Here is an 18,297-nt window from a genome sequence, read left to right as displayed (position 1 = left end):
ACCATGGTAAAGAAACAGATAACAGGTGAAGAGATCAAACGAATCATTGAGGAAGAAAATGTACGATTTTTACGATTGATGTTCACAGACATCTTAGGTACGATTAAAAATGTAGAAGTTCCAGTGAGCCAGATCGACAAAGTGTTAGAAAACAAAATGATGTTTGACGGTTCTTCGATTGAAGGATTTGTTCGAATTGAAGAAAGCGATATGTATTTGTATCCAGATCTCTCCACTTGGATGATCTTCCCATGGGAAAGTGCTCATGGAAAAGTTGCTCGTTTAATTTGTGATATCTATAATCCAGATGGGACACCATTTGCCGGTGATCCTCGTGGGAATTTGAAACGAGCATTGAAAGACATGCGCGACCTTGGTTTTACCTCTTTCAATTTAGGACCTGAACCAGAATTTTTCTTATTTAAATTAGACGAAGACGGTGGGATCACAACGACCTTGAATGATAAAGGTGGTTATTTTGATTTTGCACCAACAGATTTAGGTGAAAATTGCCGCCGTGACATCGTGTTGGAATTAGAAAGCTTAGGCTTTGAAGTAGAAGCTTCACATCATGAAGTAGCGCCAGGACAGCATGAAATTGACTTTAAATATGCGGATGTAGTAGATGCTTGTGATAATATCCAAACCTTCAAGCTCGTTGTCAAAACGATTGCACGCAAGCACGGACTTCACGCAACTTTCATGCCGAAACCGTTATTTGGAATCAATGGTTCTGGTATGCATTGCAATATGTCTTTATTCAATGATGAAGGAAATGTCTTCTATGATAAAGACGGTGAATTGGAACTAAGTGAAACAGCGTATCATTTTTTAGGCGGTTTGCTGAAACATGCTCGTGCCTATACAGCCGTTTGCAATCCAACAGTCAATTCTTATAAACGTCTCGTTCCAGGTTATGAAGCGCCTGTTTATGTCGCATGGAGCGGTCGTAATCGTTCGCCATTAGTACGTGTACCAGAATCTCGCGGTTTGTCCACACGTCTGGAATTGCGTTCAGTTGATCCATCTGCAAACCCATACTTGGCAATGGCAGTATTATTGCAAGCAGGACTAGATGGTATCCGTAATCAGATCACACCGCCAGCCGCTGTTGACCGTAACATTTATGTCATGGATGAGGAAGAAAGAGAAGCTGCACATATCCAAGACTTACCTTCAACTATCCATAATGCTATCAAGGAATTACGTAAGGATAATGTAATGATTGATGCATTAGGACAACATATCTTCTCAAATTTTGTTGAAGCAAAACGTCTCGAATGGGCGGCATTCAGACAAACTGTTTCCGAGTGGGAAAGAGAACAATATCTAGAACTTTATTAAAACAGGAATGCCGTGAATTAGAGGTTGTGAAATCAGCGGTTTGACCTGAGTATTAGAGAAACAAACGGCAAAATAGTTCCTCATATTTTGCCGTTTTTTGAGCTAATACCGAGGGTCAGCTGATTGAACACCGTTTATCAAGAGGTTGTGAAAAAGACGTTTAGTTTCGAGTATTAAGAAAAATTTTGTGAAAATGGTTCCTCAAATTTTTGCATAAATTTGGCTTAATACCGAGAAACTGGCTTTTGAACACCGTTTATTTAGAAATAAAGGGGGCACGACGTTTGTCGCACCTCCTTCTTTTTTTATCTTATGATTTGTCAAATTAAGCTAGAATAAAATGCTTCTTGTACATAGATCAAAAATATTTCGATTGGTGTTCTGTAATTCAATGATTTTCTTGGAATATGATTACGTTGATTGCTGACACTGGAAATAAATGTCTGATTCACTTCTCTAAAATCCATTGATTTCGGCAGTCCATTACGACGCAGAATCCCGTTAGAATTTTCGTTTAATGGGCGTTGAGAAGGTGTTCCAGGGTCCGCAAAATATATATCAATATCATGTTGGTTACTAATGGCTTTCCAGTTAGAAAATTCTTTTCCACAGTCAAACGTAATAGATTTAAAGAAGTTTTTAGGGAAGCGAGAAAACCATTGATTAAGGGCGGTTTCAATATCTAATGCCTTACGGCCGTTGGGTTTAATCGTGATAATGACTTTAGATAATCTTTCAACTAAAGTAATGACGGCACTTTTATGATGAATGCCAACGATCGTATCACCTTCAAGGTGACCAAACTCAGAATTGAAATCAGGATAATTATCAGGTCGATCATGGATTGAGCGCTGATACTGTTGTTTTCCCCGTTTTTCCTGATGGCCATTGGGTTTTCTTTTACCTTTCATCGGTAGTGTGTCAATATCAAATATTCCTTTAGAAAATAAACGATAAAGTGTTCTCATACCGCATGAAACAGGCCTTTCTTTTCGCCCGATAATGACGTCAGGCGTCCAACCAAGAGTGACTTTCTCTTTAATGTAATCTACTTCATGAGCAGGTAATTGAATGACTTTTCTACCACATTTTTTCTTATTTTCTTTATACTGGTGCCAATAATCAAGAGCAGTCTTACCTTGCTTGAACTTATTGACTACATTATAAATAGTTTGTATAGCACGTCCCATTCGGTTAGCGATTTCAACCGGCTTATTATGTTGAAGATAATATGATTCTATCATTGTCAGTTCGTCTATGGTAAGATGTTTGTAGGTCATTTATGGTTACACTCCTTTGTTTTCTTTCGTCGGAAATACAATTTGAGTGTACCATAAATGCCTTTTTATTTTTCTAACTTAATTTTACAATTCGCGTCTATTATTTCACTTAAAATTTTTCAGTAAAGATTTCCTGATTTGCTTAAGTTTAACGTTAGCTATGTTTATCTAAAGCCTATTATGTGGGTTAAATTTTTTTGCACTCATAAAGGACTTAAGAAATAATTTCTCAAAGGATATCGAAAAAGAAAAAATTGTAAGCGGATAGTCTTCATTTGAGTACTTGACTTTCCCTCAGTCAGCTTGTATTATACACCTTGGGCACCCTTTTAAAGGGTCAGAAGTTTACAGAAATTTCGGCTCCCTATTCTTATTAAAGAATAGGGAGCTTTGTTTATTTTCTGAGACTTTTCCTGCACATAAATTAAAAAGGAGTTTTTGAACTTATGACAAAATATATTTTTGTGACCGGCGGTGTCGTTTCATCAATCGGAAAAGGGATTGTTGCAGCTTCTTTAGGACGCTTATTGAAAAACCGCGGCTTAAAAGTAACTATCCAAAAATTTGATCCATACATCAATGTGGATCCAGGGACGATGAGCCCATATCAGCACGGAGAAGTATTCGTAACAGATGATGGTGCTGAAACAGATTTGGATCTGGGCCACTACGAACGTTTTATTGACATCAATTTGAACAAATACTCCAACGTGACGACAGGAAAAATCTATTCTGAAGTTTTGCGTAAAGAACGTAAGGGCGAATACTTGGGAGCAACAGTTCAAGTTATTCCTCATATTACAAATGAGATCAAAGAAAAAATCATGCGAGCAGCTAAAATGACTGATTCAGATGTGATCATTACAGAAGTAGGAGGAACAGTAGGGGATATAGAATCTTTGCCATTCCTTGAAGCACTTCGTCAAATGAAGGCAGATGTCGGTACAGATAATGTTATGTATATCCATACAACATTGATCCCTTACTTGAAAGCTGCTGGAGAAATGAAAACTAAACCAACGCAGCACAGTGTAAAAGAGCTACGCGGTTTAGGTATCCAACCGAATATTTTGGTGGTACGTACAGAGCAACCTGTTTCTCAAAGCGTGAAAAACAAATTGGCACAATTTTGTGATGTCGAGCCAGAAGCAGTCATCGAGTCGCCAGATGTAGATACACTTTACTCCATCCCGTTAGTTTTACAAGCACAAGGAATGGATCAAATCGTTTGCGACCATTTGAAATTAGATACACCAGAAGCAGACATGACAGAATGGAAAGAATTAGAAGAACGTGTCTTGAACTTGAAGAAAAAAGTACGGATCGCACTTGTCGGTAAATACGTCGAGTTACCAGATGCATATATCTCAGTAGTTGAAGCATTGAAACATTCTGGATTCGCCTATAATTCAGATATCGAGATCGATTGGATCAAAGCACAAGAATTAACGAGAGAAAATGTAGAAGAACGTTTGAAAGATGCAGATGGAATCTTAGTTCCTGGCGGTTTCGGCGATCGCGGAGTAGAAGGGAAAATCGAAGCAATTCGTTATGCTCGCGAAAATGACGTTCCATTTTTAGGGATTTGTCTTGGTATGCAGATGGCTTGTGTCGAATTTGCACGTAACGTCGTTGGGTTGGAAGATGCGGCATCAGCTGAAACGAATCCAGATACAGCAAACAACATTATTGATTTAATGGCTGATCAGGAAAACATCGAGAATTTGGGTGGAACTTTACGCCTTGGATTATACCCATGTAAAATCAAAAAAGGAACGAAGACGGCTGAAGCATATGATGGAGCTGATGTTGTGCAAGAACGTCACCGTCACCGCTATGAGTTCAACAACAAATATCGTCAAATGTTTGAAGAACAAGGACTAGTCTTTTCAGGTGTCTCACCAGACAACCGTTTAGTAGAAATCGTAGAACTGCCAGAGAAGAAATTCTTTGTGGGATGCCAATTCCACCCAGAATTGATTTCTCGTCCAAATCGTCCGCAAAAATTAATCAAAGCATTTGTCGGAGCATCATTAGCAGATCATGAAACAAAATAATTTTTTAGCTTGATAGAAAGAGAAAAGTAGCAAGAGAAGGGGATAAGCAATTTTCTTGTTACTTTTCTCTTTTTCTGATTTGTTATTATTTATAGGAAAAAAGATAGGAAGTAAAAGACTTTTTTTGAGTAAAGAGCGATTAAGCATTTTATTTTTTGCAAAAAACTTCTTGAAAATTTTCATTTTCATTGATTTTAGTAGAAAACTACCGAAATGTTTGGTAAAATAGGGTCGTTGGTTAAGAATTGTCTTAACAAATTTAGTTTTACAAAACTTAGGAGGAATTTTATTATGCCAGTAGTATCAGGAGCTGAATTTTTAAAAGCTGCTCGTAAAGGCGGTTACGCTGTCGGCGGGTTCAACACAAACAACTTGGAATGGACTCAAGCAATTCTTGAAGCGGCTGAAGCAAAACAAGCACCAGTACTTATCCAAACATCAATGGGTGCAGCTAAATACATGGGTGGTTACAAAATCTGTAAAGATTTGATCACTGATTTAGTTGAATCAATGAACATCACTGTTCCAGTTGCTATCCACTTAGACCATGGTGACTACGAAGCTGCTTTGGAATGTATCGAACTAGGCTACACTTCAGTAATGTTCGATGGTTCACATCTACCATTCGAAGAAAACTTGAAATTAGCTAAAGACGTTGTTGAAAAAGCACACGCAAAAGGTATCTCAGTTGAATGTGAAGTTGGTTCAATCGGCGGAGAAGAAGACGGAATCATCGGTAACGGTGAATTAGCTGACATCGAAGAATGCAAACAAATGGTTGCTACAGGTATCGACTACTTAGCTTGCGGTATCGGTAACATCCACGGTCAATATCCAGAAAACTGGAAAGGATTAGCATTTGACCACTTACAAGCAATTGCTGATGCTGTAGGTCCAGACATGCCTTTAGTATTACATGGCGGATCAGGTATTCCTCAAGATCAAATCGAAAAAGCTATCTCAATGGGTATCTCAAAAGTAAATGTTAACACTGAATTCCAATTATCATTTGCTGCAGCTACTCGTAAATATATCGAAGCTGGTAAAGATAAAGAAGGTAAAGGATTCGACCCTCGTAAATTATTAGCTCCAGGTAAAGCAGCAATCGTTGAAGATGCGAAAGCTCATATCGACTGGTTTGGTTCAGCTAACAAAGCGTAAGCATCCACATAACAGATACGATGTATAGGAATGGAGAACGACTTTTGAAGTCGTTCTCCATTCTTTTTTACTTAAAACGGCAGACCATGCTCGTTTCTTTTTTTTATCTATGATAAAATACAAGCATATCCATGAAAAAAGATTAATAAACAAGGTGGAAACAGATGAAAAAAATCGTAATCAAAGGAAACCGACCTTTAGCTGGCGAAGTAACGATCAGCGGTGCAAAAAATAGTGCAGTCGCATTGATTCCAGCTGCAATCTTAGCTGATTCCCCAGTGATCTTGGAAGGTGTGCCGGACATACAAGATGTTCATTCATTAATTGAAATTTTAGAGATTATGGGCGCAACGGTCCATTTTTCCAACAACATACTAGAAATTGACCCTCGAGAAATCGTATCGGTTCCGATGCCGCACGGAAAAATCAATAGTTTGCGTGCGTCTTATTATTTTATGGGAACACTGCTTGGTAAATTTGGGGAAGCGGTGGTAGGCCTGCCAGGAGGCTGTTATTTAGGTCCTAGACCGATTGATCTACACGTCAAAGGATTTGAAGCTCTAGGTGCTGAAGTGACAAATGAACATGGTGCCATGTATTTACGGACAGAAAATGAAGGGTTGCATGGCAATCGGATTTTTATGGACGTGGTTTCAGTCGGAGCTACAATCAATGTGATGTTAGCTGCTGTAAAAGCAAAGGGACAGACAGTAATTGAAAACGCTGCACGAGAACCGGAAATCATCGATGTGGCAACTTTACTGAATAATATGGGGGCAAAAGTTCGAGGAGCGGGTACAGATGTGATCCGTATCGAAGGAGTCGAAGCATTACATGGCTGTCGTCATTTCATGATTCCTGACCGTATCGAAGCAGGAACCTATCTGGCATTAGCAGCTGCAGCAGGAAAAGGTATCAAAGTGAAAAATGTGATTTTTGAACATTTGGAAAGTTTTATAGCAAAATTGCAGGAAATTGGCGTCCATATGAAAATCAGCGAAGATGAAATCGAAGTTTACCCCTCAAAAGAATTAAAAGCCGCAAATATCATGACCTATCCTTATCCAGGATTTGCCACAGATCTGCAGCAACCACTCACTGCGTTGCTATTGATGACCGCAGGCACTTCAGAAATCATCGATACGATCTATGCGAAACGGGTGAATCACGTGCCTGAATTAGCTCGAATGGGCGCTGATATTACCGTGGAAGGAAATATGATCATCGTGAATGGTCCAAATAAACTTCACGGAACAGAAGTCGTGGCTTCCGATCTTCGGGCAGGTGCTTGTTTAGTGATTGCCGGACTATTAGCAGAAGGAACAACGACGATTTATAACGTAGATTATATCTTACGCGGTTATGATCATATTATCGAGAAACTAACAGCCTTAGGGGCATCAATCGAAATGATAGAGGAAGTGGGAGCTGAATGAGCGATTATTTGACAATGGCAGAACTAGAGAACAAAACGTTAAAAGAAGTTTATAGTTATGCCAAAGAATTTAAAATTCCTTATTACAGTAAGATGAACAAAAAGGAATTATCTCTAGCTGTGATTCGTGCACAAGCTGAGAAACAAGGATTTTATTATATGGAAGGGATATTAGATATCGTTGGTCAAGATGGTTACGGTTTTTTACGGCCAATCAATTATGGACCAAGTGCAGAAGATATCTATATTTCTGCCTCACAAATCAGACGATTCAGTTTGAGAAATGGGGACAAAGTGGCAGGAAAAGCCCGTCCGCCTAAAGAATCGGAACGTTATTATGGTTTGATGCACGTGGAAAGCGTTAATGGAAAAGATCCGGAAGAAGCAAAAGAACGTCCGCATTTTCCAGCCTTAACACCTCTTTATCCGCAAAGACAGCTTCAACTGGAAACAACACCGCAAAGACTATCTACCCGAATGATCGATATCTTCTCTCCAATCGGTTTTGGTCAGCGTGGATTGATCGTCGCACCACCAAAAGCAGGGAAAACTTCTGTATTAAAAGAAATCGCAAATGGTATCACCGAAAACTATCCGGAAGTAGAATTGATCGTTCTGCTGATTGATGAACGTCCGGAAGAAGTAACGGATTTAGAACGAAGCGTGAAAGGCGACGTGGTATCTTCTACATTTGATCTGCAGCCGCAAAACCATACTCGAGTTTCTGAATTAGTATTGGAACGTGCAATGCGTTTAGTCGAAGATAAACGAGATGTCGTTATCTTGATGGATAGTATTACTAGACTTGCTCGGGCCTATAACTTAGTCGTTCCACCAAGCGGACGTACATTGAGTGGCGGGATTGACCCAGCCGCATTGTATAAACCTAAGAAATTTTTCGGGGCGGCAAGAAACATCGAAGAAGGTGGCAGTTTGACGATTTTAGCGACCGCTTTAGTCGATACAGGAAGCCGCATGGATGACGTGATCTATGAAGAATTCAAAGGAACTGGAAATCTAGAATTACAACTTTCACGCGAGTTATCCGAACGTCGGATCTTCCCAGCCATCGATATCAAAAAATCAGGTACCCGAAAAGAAGAATTATTGATGCCAAGTGAAGAACTAGAAGAAATTTGGAAACTTCGAAAAAATATGACTGGAGATTCATTAGAATATACGGAACAACTGATCCGCTTTTTGCGTAAAACAAAAAACAATCAGCAATTTTTCAAAGAATTTCAAGATGTCTCCTTTGGTAAAAAAAATCCGACCAGAAATCTGAAAAGATAATTGCAACCTTGACTGAAACATGTTAAGATGTTAATGTTGTAAATCGACAAATCAACTCTGGTTCAGCAAATGGAGCAGGGCAAAGGAGCGAAAAAATCATGAAAGAAAACATCCATCCAGATTACCACCCAGTAGTATTCATGGATTCAACAACTGGTTTCAAATTCTTGTCAGGTTCAACAAAAACTTCACAAGAAACAGTTGAATGGGAAGACGGTAATACATACCCAGTCATCCGTGTCGAAGTAACTTCTGACTCACATCCATTCTACACTGGACGTCAAAAATTCACACAAGCAGACGGACGTGTGGACCGTTTCAACAAAAAATACGGTCTCAAAGACGCAAACGCTGCGGAATAATAAAAACGCTGATAACTCAACGTTTAGCAGACTATCCGATAGGGATAGTCTGTTTTTTTCGTTTTTGACCATAATGAATAGATGGATATCGTTACTCAAAAATGGGTGGGATACAGTAAATTTTTTCGAATTTTATTAAATCAAATTTAAATTCATTGATTAAACTATCCATCTCTAATAATTCTAGTCCTTGTAAAATTTTCATTATTCGTTTTCGTCCTTTGATGCTATCTCCTTCTATATGACAGATTAATGCCTTATAAAATTGAATGGATATCTGAGTATCTTTTGCAAACAATAATCTATGATGAGTAGCTTCAAATTTTTGTAAGTATTGTTTAGAAAAGTGAATATTTTTGCGTTCTAACATTAAAAGAAAAGCATTATTATAAAGACTGGATAATATCGGATGAAATATTTCAAAATCGTTGTATTTTTCAATTTTGCGTTCGATTTCTGTAAGCCTTTGGGAAATATAGTTTGTATCAAAAAGAAATAGTAATGAGCTAAAACTGATCATTTCAAATCTTCCCCACTCATTTACTTTTTCTAAATAATTGGCAAAGTGATCCAAGTGTTCTTTATCATTTTTATTCAGCTTACGTTTTTCTATGGGCAGAGTATACCAATCAAAAGTTTTTATGACTAAATAGTTGCGAATATCAACAATGTCTCGTGTAGTATTTGCTTTTTTTCGAATGATTTCTAAAGTATACTTCCGTGATCCTCTATTCTCTCTAGTAGCTTTAATAAAATCTTTTATCTTTTTATTTTTCTTTCGTATGCTATCAAATTCTAGATATAAGACAAATTCATCCATGGTTATATTCAATTTATCAAGAAATTCCAATAAAATAACAAAAGGTATGCTATTTTTTCCAGTTTCATATCTAGATAATGTATTTCTTGTTGTTATATTGTGAGCTAATTTTTTTGAGAGATACCTCTTTCTACACGCAATTTCTTAAGCAATTCCCCACTATCCATATCACCGCTCCGTTCTTTTATAATTGTTATGCGCAAATTAATCACAAAATGAAAATAATACGTATTTTTAATCATAATAACATAGTAGATAAAATAAAAACACGGGAGGTGTGTATTTAATATTGAAAATCGGGGATAGGTTGTTATTTGGGTGGTGGATAGATTGTCGATCGATTATTTATCCCAGTTCTAAATGTTTCTGCAAGCAAAGTAGTTAATTCTAAGACAACAAATGAAAAAATGATTTCAGATTTTACGGATGAAAAATTAGATATATTCACGAAGTTGTTTGATATTACGGAAACTACAAAGTTAGTAAGTACAATAGTAACTAATGATATGAAGTCAAGATTTCAAATGAATTACGCAATAGAAATATGATTATTCATGTACCAAAAAGCTCATTGGATTTAACAAACGCAAAAGTTCTACAAGTTACAGAAAATTCAAAGGATTTTTATACGATCACAGTGCCCATAGTAGGCGATGACTATAATTTATTTAGTAATTTGACGGTTACTTATAGTCAGAATGGAGAAAATGAAGGATATCAAGAAACTATTATTAGTCGAGGGTTGAACAATAAAATTCAAATTGAATCTTATGTAAACGGTAAATTGATGAAATCTGATTTACTTAATGAAGAGTTTTTATCTAACGAGCAAATTAAGAAGGACATGCAAAATGTACAAAAACAAGGAGCTTTGTTACCTCAGAGTAGAGGTGTTGCTGCTAAAATTGCTTGTATTGTTGTTGTTCTTGGTATTAGTAAATACGTTGCGACTATCATTGCAGGAGCTTGTGTTGGTTCGTGCCCAGCTATACCAGTTATTTGTGCTGCTTGTATTGGAGGTTTCGTAGCTTTAGGCACTGGGACGATGAGTTCTGTAGTGGCTTGTTTTAAACTTTGATTGGATTGATGAGATGTGAAAAAGTCGATTAAAACTAGCAGAATAATTATATCGTTTCTATGTCTCTTTGTAGTAGCATTCTCGTTGATTTTTTTTCAAACGGGCAGATTTGGTATGAATAATATTCTACCTGAGATAAAGACAGAAGTGTTAAAATCAAAGCTTGAAGGTTCTGATACTTTCTTATTATATGTAGGTAGACCGACTTGCATTCAATGCCAAGAAATTGAACCTACCCTTCGAAACATATTAAAAAGTGTAGGAGTAAAAGCCAGCTACTATAGAACTGATATAGCTCGAAACGAAGATGAAAAGAGCTTAGAGGAAGTAGCTAAAAAGCTTGATTTAACTGTAGTACCCTCATTATTAATGATTTCTAAAGGTGTTTTAGTTGATAGATTAGATGGTGTTTACACTGAAAAAGCTATTTCTGAATTTTTAGAAAATAATAAAACTATTTTTGAGGAGGATGCATAGTTGTTTATCCCTATATATAGCATGATACTTCTAGGCTTATTTTTAGTATTTTGTCTTTACGCTCTGAAAATACTTCAAAAAAATAATGATGATACGCGACGACAAATAGCACAATTAAGAAAAGATATTGAGTTGATCTTGGAAAAAATTAGGGAAAATAATTAAAATGGTGGATTTACGTTACTTAGAGAATTATTCTAAGCAAGTGCTTTTGTTAGCGGTTTCGTTTGCCTATGGATACTTTGTCAGTCCTAGCGAATTAAAATTAAGTAATTTCAATTTTCGTACATTGACAAATGAGTGCGAGAACAAATTTATTTTTAGCTTATCTACGGATAGTCAAACTATTGATAGGTTATCCAAAGCATATGGACAAAAGTATCTAAACTTGGATTTTCTTGAAAATCAAGGGAAAACTTCATGGTGTGCAGCATACGCTACTACAGCTATTATCCGTTATCAAACTAGGAAAAGTTTTCCTACTGCACGACAGATGATGACAACTTTGTATCCAAGTTCATCCAATTTAGCAGATGAATCTGCCTCAAATATCCAATGTATTAGCTACGCTAATTCTTATGGATTTCATAGTATTTCAAATAGATGGGGGACAGCTACAGCAGAAGGAACGATGCTTGAAATTAATGCGAATCGGCCATATTGGGTATCTGCGCTAAAACAAACTAGAGGGAAGGATAGGCATGCGTTTGTTGTTAGAGGGTACGCTAACTTTGATTTTTATAAAACGATTTCCGTATGGAATCCATGGAGTAATTCAAGCTATGGATATGATCTACTGGACCCTTCCAGTCATTTGATTAGTACTCATGGGGTGGTATTAAAACAAGATTCAGGATTATTTTCTTGGCATTATCTATAAATAGCATTAGGGGTGTTAGGAGTGAAGTATAAAAAAATTTCTTCTCTTATTCTAGTAACAATATTATTATGTACGGCTTGTTCTTCTCCCGCTAGTCAACCGAAGAAAAAAGAACTAGAATTATCAAAGGAAGAATGGGAGCAGCTAACTTTTTTTTGTGGAGAATGGGTATATACGGGAGATGAATCAATGTGGACAATCAACATTGATAAACATTCAATAGACATTTCGTATGATAAACACCAGTTTAATGGTGCTTTCACAGGCATAAAAGTAAATGATGGGTTGACGATATATTGTGAAGATAATCAATGGGCCTACACATTGGATAAGAGAGATGATGAGCGTATATTCGTTATACGCAGTAAGCTAGATTCTGGAACGACTTCAAATGCGATGGGAATAGAGTTAATAAAAAAGTAAAGAAATTAGAATAATTATAAATGAGAGCAAATTCAAGAGTTTGCTATAAGACAAGTGATAAAAACACCTTATATTAACAAAATGAAGAGGGGTTATTTCGAAGTAAAAAACCATTTACCTAAAAATAGAAAACAAGCAGACCGGCTTGCCGTTTTAGTTACACAGCAAAAAATCGCACATAAATTCATGCATCAAGCCATTGCTTTTCATGAAATCGATTATCTGGTGACAAGTAACGAACTGGCAAAAGAACAGTATGAGAAAGTAAAGGAACACCATATCGAATGTCTGTATGGATGAATTATTGCGTGAATATTCTAAGGTGTTTTCCCATTTTTTCATTTTCTTAGATAGGACCTTATCTTTGCTCGCTTCTCTTAGCCGATGGTATAATAACGAAAAGGTTATCTTGTTAGATAACCTTACTTTTTTATCCAGAAGAAAGGAGTGCAGAAAATGAAACATGTGAAGGCGTTGGTAGTGAAGGCAATCATGATCTGGGCAATTCTTTGGGTCGTGCTGACCGGTTTATACGGTGTTAGCTTTATGGATTCAACGATTGTTGGGGTAATTATCGTAGTGATGATCTATGTGCTAGGGGATCTGTTGATCTTACGTAAAGTAGGAAACATCGCAGCAACGATCGCAGATGCTGGTTCAGCTGCAGTTATCTTGTGGCTCTATCTATACTTTATGAATGATACAGTCGATATTTGGATGAAAGTCTTGATTCCTGCTCTATTGATTGGTGTGGCAGAATGGTTCTTCCACAAGTGGTTGCTAAGTCAAGGAATCGTACCAGATGAACGGAAAATGGAATAAATCAACAGTTAAACTATTCTTATCGATAAATGAAAGCTTTAAAAATAAATAGATGTTTAATTAAGAATAATCATAAACTATTTTTACTCAAAAAACCGCTCAGATCATTTTCAGATCTGAACGGTTTTTTTATCTATTCATCAAGATCAAATTTCATTTTTCAATGATTCAATCAATTCGCCCTCTGCTTCATGACTATGTTTTCGGCCATTAACAAGATAGAGTGCTGTACATACCAATGGAATGACTCCGGCAATCACATACAATCCTCTAAATGAAGTAAGAGATTTTAGCATCCCCATCAAATAAGGACCAACGCCTAAGCCTAGGTCTAAACCAATAAAGTAGGTAGACAAAGCAATACTGATGCGGTGTTCTTTTACGATCTTCAAACAGACAGCTTGTCCATTTGACATGAACGTACCGTAACCTAAACCGACTAATGCTCCAGAAATAAGCAATGTCACACTATTCGTCGTTACACTCAGTAAAAATAATCCTGCTGTTAAGAATAAATAGCTAGGATACATCACGTATTGTTCTCCTTTGACATCGAAAATCCTTCCAGTCAATGGACGTGTAAATGTGATGACCAAAGCATATACGACGAAGAAAAATGACCCAGCAGCAACTAAGTGGATTACTTTTGTATAAGAAGATAAAAATGATAAAACACTTGAATAAGAAAGACCCATCAAAAAGGCGATTCCTGTAATGAAAAGTGCTTTCTTTTCAATAAAACTATTGATATTCCATGAACGAAGAGATGTTTTTTGTTCTTCAGATAATGGAATATTTTTTACAGGAAAGACAAGGCAGGCAATTGTAACAAAGAAGACCAGTACAATTGAAAACCAAATAATGAAACGAAAGTCAGTCATATTCAGCAAAATCATTCCTAAAAATGGTCCAACAGCGGCAGCTAAACTAGTACTTAATCCGTAATAATTGATGCCTTCCCCTTTTTTAGATGCAGGGATATATGCAGTAACAATAGCATTTGTAGCTGTAGAAACTGTACCGTAACCAAATCCATTCAAGAATCGAACTAAATACAATGCCCCGATAGTTGGTGTATAAAGATAAGCTAATGTTGTCAGAAGATAGAAAATCGCGCCGCCTCTTAAGGTAAACTTCCGACCAAATAGTTCTAACTGTTTCCCCATGAATAAGCGTGCCAGCAATGTTCCGATGATATATATTCCAGAAGCAAAACCTGCTTGGCTCAAGCTGGCGTGTAATGTGTCTTGCGCAATGACTGCCATGATGACCATCAACAGATAATAAATCAGGTAGACAATAAAATTGATCAATGTGATTCCGATAAAATATTTATTAAATAATTTCTTTTCCATGTATGTTATACATTCCCCTTAAGCTGAATATGCTTTTAATTTTTGTATTTGAACTTCTACATCGTGATAATTGGATGGATAGCGATCAACAAGTTGGCGAATAAATAAATCCCGTGTAGACATAAACAGGTTTAAAAATTCTTCGCATTCGTTTGTTGGATTCTCATCCACTGCTTTGATCAATTCGATCGAGTTTTGATACGCATCATTTAAAAAGACTAAAGAAGCTTTCATGTCAAATCTTGTTTGATATGCTGTTTCTAATCGATTAATGATTGTGTTCATCCAGTAATTCATGTTTTTTCCCTCTATTCTTAAAAAATTTTACTTCTGCAGTATAACGAATAAAAAAAAGGAAAAAAATCGCATAAGTGATGGAAAAAGGTACTTAACAAATGTTAATATCATTAGTAAAATACCTTTGGACTTTAAAAAGTTTTAAAGTACTGTATGATCTTTTTAGATGAAAGTTTGGATGGGGGAGCATCATTGGATAGTAGAGTCTTAAAGGAATATTTGGATAAAAATGATTTTCCGATTATACGCAAAGGATATCATAAATATTTGACATTCGAAGGGATGGAAGATTCCCATACGTATATCTTGAAAGAGGGAACGGTAAAAGCAAGTGTTATTTCAAATGATGGGAGAGAATTTAACCTTCGCTATATCAAAGATCTTGAAATCGTCTCTCTTTTAAAAGACGAATATTCACAATTCATCGATTCGCCGTATAATATTCGAGTTGAATCAGAATATGCAGAGTTTTATCGAATCAATCGTGTGAGATTTTGGCAAAATATCAACCAAGATCCAAAGCTACAACACTATGTAAAAGAGTATTACCGCTATCGCTTGCTTTATTCGATGAAAAAAATGCAACAAATGCTGTTAAATGGAAAACTGGGAGCTGTTTGTACGCAACTTTACGAATTATATGATTTATTCGGCGTGCGAACAGAAGAGGGGATGCTGATCGATTTTTCGATCACAAATGAAGAAATTGCCAAATTTTGTGGTATTTCAACTGCTAGCAGTGTGAACAGAATTTTAAAGCAGTTGAAAAAAGATGGTATTATCACAGTGAAAGATCATCGTATCGTTATTTTGAATATGGACTTGTTAGAAGACAATATTATCTTTTGATGAACAAAGAGGTTGTGACAGAAGTGGGCAGCTTCAAGAAATAAGAAGGAATTTCCGAAAATTGTTACTCAAATTTTTTGACAAATTTCGGCTTATTTTCGAAGAAGCTACTTCTGGAACACCGTGAATAAGAGGTTGTGAAATCATCGTTTTGAGCTAATACCGAGGGTCAGCTGATTGAACACCGTTTACCAAGAGGTTGTAAAAAAGCTGTTCTGCATCAAGTAATAAGAACAGCCAAGTAAAAACAGCTCCTAATGTTTTTAACTTGGCTGGACTTATTACCGCAGATGTAAGCTTTTGAACACCGTTTATTCGCAACAAAAGGGCTGTGACACGATTTTTGTCACAGCCTCTTTTTGCGAACTTTCATTTAGCTATTTTTAGAAACTTCTTCCGCCACCGCCAAAAGTCCCGCCACCGCTAGAGTGGGTAGTACTTCCGCCACCGCCGCTTCCAGGAGGTGGGCTTTTGGGGATTCTTCTTGTCGTGACAAAAGAATTTGTCAGACGATCGGTTTTTTCAGTTAATTTGATACTGGATTTTTCTCGGAACGGATATTTGTAGATGCCTGATTTCAATTGATAACGCGAAACAGTCACAAAATAAAAGACAAGACTAAGGATAAGAGCCAAAACAACAGCAATGATGATTTCCACTGTCGTCAAAACTTTATAGCGTGTGATTTTGCCAGTTTCTTCATCTACACGATAATGACCTCCTGGAACTCCGTCTTCCACATATGTGGCTGATTTAGACAAGTACGCTTTTGCAGCATCGTAGTAGGCAGCATTCGTCATCTGATCATAAACATCATCTAAGATCGAATCGATTCTACTGTCAGTCAAATAATCGATCATATTACCAGAAGTCGAAATGTAGATTTCACGCTGCCCCATATCCAATAGCAAAACTGAGCCATTTTGATCATTTCCGACTGCCTTTCTTAAGTAATTATCGGCAAAGTCTCTTGGTTCTTCTGAATTAGAAGTAGTTGTGACGATTAAGACACGTCCCTTGATTTTTTCATTCAGTTTTTCTGCCTGTTGTTCCAAAGAGTGGATTTGATCTGTAGTGAACAACCCAGCCTCGTCATTTACCGTTGCTGTATCCGCATGAGTAGCCACCGGCCAACTAACACTTACTAGCAAAAGAAAGAACAAAAAGAATTTTTTCATCATATCAAGTAACCTCCGATCAGAAAGAGGATCGCTAGTCCAGCGAAAATCCCAAGAGCAGTCAGTCCTAATTTTTTCTGGCTAATCGGCAGGACACCGCTGACTTTTCCTGTTTGTCCATTCATTGCATAATAGTAGACTTTTTTACTTGAGTCATTGCTTCGATAAGTAACGAGCCATACCGGCAACAATACGTAATTATTTACTTCATTTGTGATTGAAGCAGAGGTTCGGACACCTGTCAATGTTGTATACCCATTGGCAGTATCTTTTAACAGCTTCTCTGAATAGTCTTTTAATTCAGACTGAATTTGCGATTTGATTGCCTCGTATTCGATATCTCTTTTTTCTGCTTGGAACCCGGCTAAATACTGGCTTTTAAAATCAATTGCTTTATCTAACGGGAAAGGTTGCACGCCTTCGACCATCTTTTGTTGCGTATTTTTTGATAAGGCATTTTTTACTAGTTCTTTAAAAGAAAGCTTGCCTGCTCTTGAAACAGCAAATTGCTTCGTTTCTGTGTATTCGATGTCACCTATTCGCCAAATGCGGATAACGGTGCCGTTTGCCTGCATTGTGCCATCTACTTCAGCATCTGTAGCCCAATAAGGGAAATATACACCCGTCAACTTATCGATTTGATCCTTATTGAAAAAAGCTTTTGGAACAAACCATTTTTTCTTGGTCCAAGCGAGAAATCTATTGATTGCTTCTTCTTTCTCGACAGCAAAAGGAAGTACTTTATTTGGCAAGAATTCTCCGCTTAAACGTCCCGATAGTACAACGGGATTATGGCAGTAGTAACAATAAGTCGCAGCAGTGGTCGCATCGGTCACAATCTCTGCACCACAGTTGGGACAAAGGAAAAGATCCATCGATACAGTATTACCTGCAGCTTCGTCCGCTGTATCTGAAAAACCGCCTGCCTCGTCAAACGCTTTGCGCTCGGCTTCACTCATGTTGGTAAGCTGTTCTTGGGCTGTAAAAGTAAAATCTTCTGTAGACGAAGGTTCTTCTTTGCTCTCTTCGCCAGCCATACGCGCTTCTTTTTGCTTCTGCTCATATTGGCTGACTTCTTCTTCGGTATAAATATTCAGGCAGTATTCGCAATGAAATTTTTGGTCTTTAGGATCAAAAGTCAACGGACCGCCGCAATTAGGACATTTATGTGTAAGAACATCCATCA

19 protein-coding genes and 1 pseudogene are annotated in these 18,297 nt (G+C 37.1%); 13 read left to right on the top strand and 7 right to left on the bottom strand.

From position 1 onward, the window contains the following. The first annotated feature begins 3 nt into the window (after positions 1-3). Positions 4-1,344 (top strand): type I glutamate--ammonia ligase, encoded by a 1,341-nt coding sequence (glnA, locus tag AC1F25_RS07215; RefSeq protein WP_002287001.1) that lies wholly within the window; start codon positions 4-6, stop codon positions 1,342-1,344. A gap of 320 nt (positions 1,345-1,664) precedes the next feature. Here glnA and AC1F25_RS07210 read toward each other — a convergent pair whose 3' ends face one another. Beyond that, on the bottom strand, positions 1,665-2,624 hold the full coding sequence (locus AC1F25_RS07210; protein WP_479994001.1) for an IS30-like element IS6770 family transposase: 960 nt from the start codon (positions 2,622-2,624) through the stop codon (positions 1,665-1,667). 446 nt (positions 2,625-3,070) lie between these two features. Here AC1F25_RS07210 and AC1F25_RS07205 point away from each other — a divergent pair, with 446 nt between their 5' ends. Beyond that, complete coding sequence (locus AC1F25_RS07205; protein ID WP_002310226.1) at positions 3,071-4,681, top strand: CTP synthase; 1,611 nt, start codon at positions 3,071-3,073, stop codon at positions 4,679-4,681. Here AC1F25_RS07205 and AC1F25_RS07200 read toward each other — a convergent pair. Next, positions 4,658-4,870: a hypothetical protein gene (locus tag AC1F25_RS07200; protein ID WP_002316919.1), complete on the bottom strand. Its 213-nt coding sequence runs from the start codon at positions 4,868-4,870 to the stop codon at positions 4,658-4,660. The genes AC1F25_RS07205 and AC1F25_RS07200 overlap by 24 nt on opposite strands. Before the next feature lie 102 nt (positions 4,871-4,972). On the opposite strand from AC1F25_RS07200, the gene AC1F25_RS07195 reads away from it, so the two are divergent. The 4 genes from AC1F25_RS07195 (at position 4,973) to AC1F25_RS07180 (ending at position 8,932) form a co-directional block, all read left to right on the top strand. Further along, positions 4,973-5,842 carry a class II fructose-bisphosphate aldolase gene (locus tag AC1F25_RS07195; protein ID WP_479994000.1) on the top strand — a complete coding sequence of 290 codons (870 nt, stop codon included), beginning with the start codon at positions 4,973-4,975 and terminating at the stop codon, positions 5,840-5,842. A 164-nt stretch (positions 5,843-6,006) separates the two neighbouring features. Then, complete coding sequence (locus AC1F25_RS07190; protein ID WP_002290334.1) at positions 6,007-7,278, top strand: UDP-N-acetylglucosamine 1-carboxyvinyltransferase; 1,272 nt, start codon at positions 6,007-6,009, stop codon at positions 7,276-7,278. Further along, the gene (rho, locus tag AC1F25_RS07185) at positions 7,275-8,570 is read left to right on the top strand and encodes a transcription termination factor Rho (protein WP_002290332.1); all 1,296 of its coding nucleotides are present in this window, start codon (positions 7,275-7,277) and stop codon (positions 8,568-8,570) included. Before AC1F25_RS07190 ends, rho begins: the two co-directional genes overlap by 4 nt. A 98-nt stretch (positions 8,571-8,668) precedes the next feature. Next, complete coding sequence (locus tag AC1F25_RS07180) at positions 8,669-8,932, top strand: type B 50S ribosomal protein L31 (RefSeq protein ID WP_002290330.1); 264 nt, start codon at positions 8,669-8,671, stop codon at positions 8,930-8,932. 91 nt (positions 8,933-9,023) lie between these two features. Here the strand turns inward: AC1F25_RS07180 and AC1F25_RS07175 are convergent, their stop codons facing one another. Beyond that, on the bottom strand, positions 9,024-9,752 hold the full coding sequence (locus AC1F25_RS07175) for an Rgg family transcriptional regulator (protein ID WP_244843315.1): 729 nt from the start codon (positions 9,750-9,752) through the stop codon (positions 9,024-9,026). A 544-nt stretch (positions 9,753-10,296) separates the two neighbouring features. On the opposite strand from AC1F25_RS07175, the gene AC1F25_RS07170 reads away from it, so the two are divergent. The 6 genes and pseudogenes from AC1F25_RS07170 to AC1F25_RS07145 all read left to right on the top strand — a co-directional run bounded on the left by AC1F25_RS07170 (position 10,297) and on the right by AC1F25_RS07145 (position 13,432). After that, positions 10,297-10,830 (top strand): hypothetical protein, encoded by a 534-nt coding sequence (locus tag AC1F25_RS07170; protein ID WP_002314236.1) that lies wholly within the window; start codon positions 10,297-10,299, stop codon positions 10,828-10,830. Between the two features lie 114 nt (positions 10,831-10,944). Then, positions 10,945-11,307 carry a thioredoxin family protein gene (locus AC1F25_RS07165; RefSeq protein WP_002310231.1) on the top strand — a complete coding sequence of 121 codons (363 nt, stop codon included), beginning with the start codon at positions 10,945-10,947 and terminating at the stop codon, positions 11,305-11,307. Positions 11,308-11,473: 166 nt separating this feature from the next. Beyond that, the gene (locus AC1F25_RS07160) at positions 11,474-12,187 is read left to right on the top strand and encodes a C47 family peptidase (protein ID WP_479993999.1); all 714 of its coding nucleotides are present in this window, start codon (positions 11,474-11,476) and stop codon (positions 12,185-12,187) included. 21 nt (positions 12,188-12,208) lie between these two features. Beyond that, on the top strand, positions 12,209-12,610 hold the full coding sequence (locus AC1F25_RS07155) for a hypothetical protein (RefSeq protein ID WP_002320697.1): 402 nt from the start codon (positions 12,209-12,211) through the stop codon (positions 12,608-12,610). A 126-nt stretch (positions 12,611-12,736) separates the two neighbouring features. Continuing rightward, a pseudogene (locus AC1F25_RS07150) lies at positions 12,737-12,910 on the top strand (DeoR/GlpR family DNA-binding transcription regulator); the annotation flags it as partial. Positions 12,911-13,066: 156 nt separating this feature from the next. Next, complete coding sequence (locus AC1F25_RS07145; protein ID WP_002289228.1) at positions 13,067-13,432, top strand: DUF2512 family protein; 366 nt, start codon at positions 13,067-13,069, stop codon at positions 13,430-13,432. A gap of 146 nt (positions 13,433-13,578) precedes the next feature. On the opposite strand, the gene AC1F25_RS07140 is transcribed toward AC1F25_RS07145, so the two are convergent. Further along, the gene (locus AC1F25_RS07140) at positions 13,579-14,787 is read right to left on the bottom strand and encodes an MFS transporter (protein WP_002290321.1); all 1,209 of its coding nucleotides are present in this window, start codon (positions 14,785-14,787) and stop codon (positions 13,579-13,581) included. An 18-nt stretch (positions 14,788-14,805) separates the two neighbouring features. Then, complete coding sequence (locus tag AC1F25_RS07135; RefSeq protein WP_002289230.1) at positions 14,806-15,084, bottom strand: hypothetical protein; 279 nt, start codon at positions 15,082-15,084, stop codon at positions 14,806-14,808. A 192-nt stretch (positions 15,085-15,276) separates the two neighbouring features. Here AC1F25_RS07135 and AC1F25_RS07130 point away from each other — a divergent pair, with 192 nt between their 5' ends. Continuing rightward, the gene (locus AC1F25_RS07130) at positions 15,277-15,933 is read left to right on the top strand and encodes a Crp/Fnr family transcriptional regulator (protein WP_033627209.1); all 657 of its coding nucleotides are present in this window, start codon (positions 15,277-15,279) and stop codon (positions 15,931-15,933) included. Positions 15,934-16,316: 383 nt separating this feature from the next. On the opposite strand, the gene AC1F25_RS07125 is transcribed toward AC1F25_RS07130, so the two are convergent. Both AC1F25_RS07125 and AC1F25_RS07120 read right to left on the bottom strand, forming a co-directional pair. Further along, positions 16,317-17,114, bottom strand: a complete 798-nt coding sequence (locus AC1F25_RS07125) for a TPM domain-containing protein (protein ID WP_002292333.1) — start codon at positions 17,112-17,114, stop codon at positions 16,317-16,319. Next, a complete protein-coding gene (locus AC1F25_RS07120; RefSeq protein ID WP_002292334.1) occupies positions 17,111-18,295 on the bottom strand; it encodes a TFIIB-type zinc ribbon-containing protein in 1,185 nt (394 codons plus the stop codon). The genes AC1F25_RS07125 and AC1F25_RS07120 overlap by 4 nt, the downstream gene beginning before the upstream one ends. Positions 18,296-18,297 lie beyond the last annotated feature (2 nt).

The organism is Enterococcus sp. M-BR2 (assembly GCF_056612775.1).
Note: the sequence above shows the minus strand (reverse complement) of the source record. Positions and strands in the feature narration are given on the sequence as shown.

Bases quoted from the DNA above. Each gene is read 5' to 3' on its own strand.
- AC1F25_RS07180 (WP_002290330.1), top strand. From the start codon at position 8,669: ATGAAAGAAAACATCCATCCAGATTACCACCCAGTAGTATTCATGGAT.
- AC1F25_RS07135 (WP_002289230.1), bottom strand. From the start codon at position 15,084: ATGAATTACTGGATGAACACAATCATTAATCGATTAGAAACAGCATAT.
- AC1F25_RS07125 (WP_002292333.1), bottom strand. From the start codon at position 17,114: ATGATGAAAAAATTCTTTTTGTTCTTTCTTTTGCTAGTAAGTGTTAGT.
- rho (WP_002290332.1), top strand. From the start codon at position 7,275: ATGAGCGATTATTTGACAATGGCAGAACTAGAGAACAAAACGTTAAAA.
- AC1F25_RS07200 (WP_002316919.1), bottom strand. From the start codon at position 4,870: ATGAAAATGAAAATTTTCAAGAAGTTTTTTGCAAAAAATAAAATGCTT.
- AC1F25_RS07175 (WP_244843315.1), bottom strand. From the start codon at position 9,752: ATGGATGAATTTGTCTTATATCTAGAATTTGATAGCATACGAAAGAAA.
- AC1F25_RS07160 (WP_479993999.1), top strand. From the start codon at position 11,474: ATGGTGGATTTACGTTACTTAGAGAATTATTCTAAGCAAGTGCTTTTG.
- AC1F25_RS07210 (WP_479994001.1), bottom strand. From the start codon at position 2,624: ATGACCTACAAACATCTTACCATAGACGAACTGACAATGATAGAATCA.
- AC1F25_RS07170 (WP_002314236.1), top strand. From the start codon at position 10,297: ATGATTATTCATGTACCAAAAAGCTCATTGGATTTAACAAACGCAAAA.
- glnA (WP_002287001.1), top strand. From the start codon at position 4: ATGGTAAAGAAACAGATAACAGGTGAAGAGATCAAACGAATCATTGAG.
- AC1F25_RS07120 (WP_002292334.1), bottom strand. From the start codon at position 18,295: ATGGATGTTCTTACACATAAATGTCCTAATTGCGGCGGTCCGTTGACT.
- AC1F25_RS07165 (WP_002310231.1), top strand. From the start codon at position 10,945: ATGAATAATATTCTACCTGAGATAAAGACAGAAGTGTTAAAATCAAAG.
- AC1F25_RS07190 (WP_002290334.1), top strand. From the start codon at position 6,007: ATGAAAAAAATCGTAATCAAAGGAAACCGACCTTTAGCTGGCGAAGTA.
- AC1F25_RS07205 (WP_002310226.1), top strand. From the start codon at position 3,071: ATGACAAAATATATTTTTGTGACCGGCGGTGTCGTTTCATCAATCGGA.
- AC1F25_RS07140 (WP_002290321.1), bottom strand. From the start codon at position 14,787: ATGGAAAAGAAATTATTTAATAAATATTTTATCGGAATCACATTGATC.
- AC1F25_RS07195 (WP_479994000.1), top strand. From the start codon at position 4,973: ATGCCAGTAGTATCAGGAGCTGAATTTTTAAAAGCTGCTCGTAAAGGC.
- AC1F25_RS07145 (WP_002289228.1), top strand. From the start codon at position 13,067: ATGAAACATGTGAAGGCGTTGGTAGTGAAGGCAATCATGATCTGGGCA.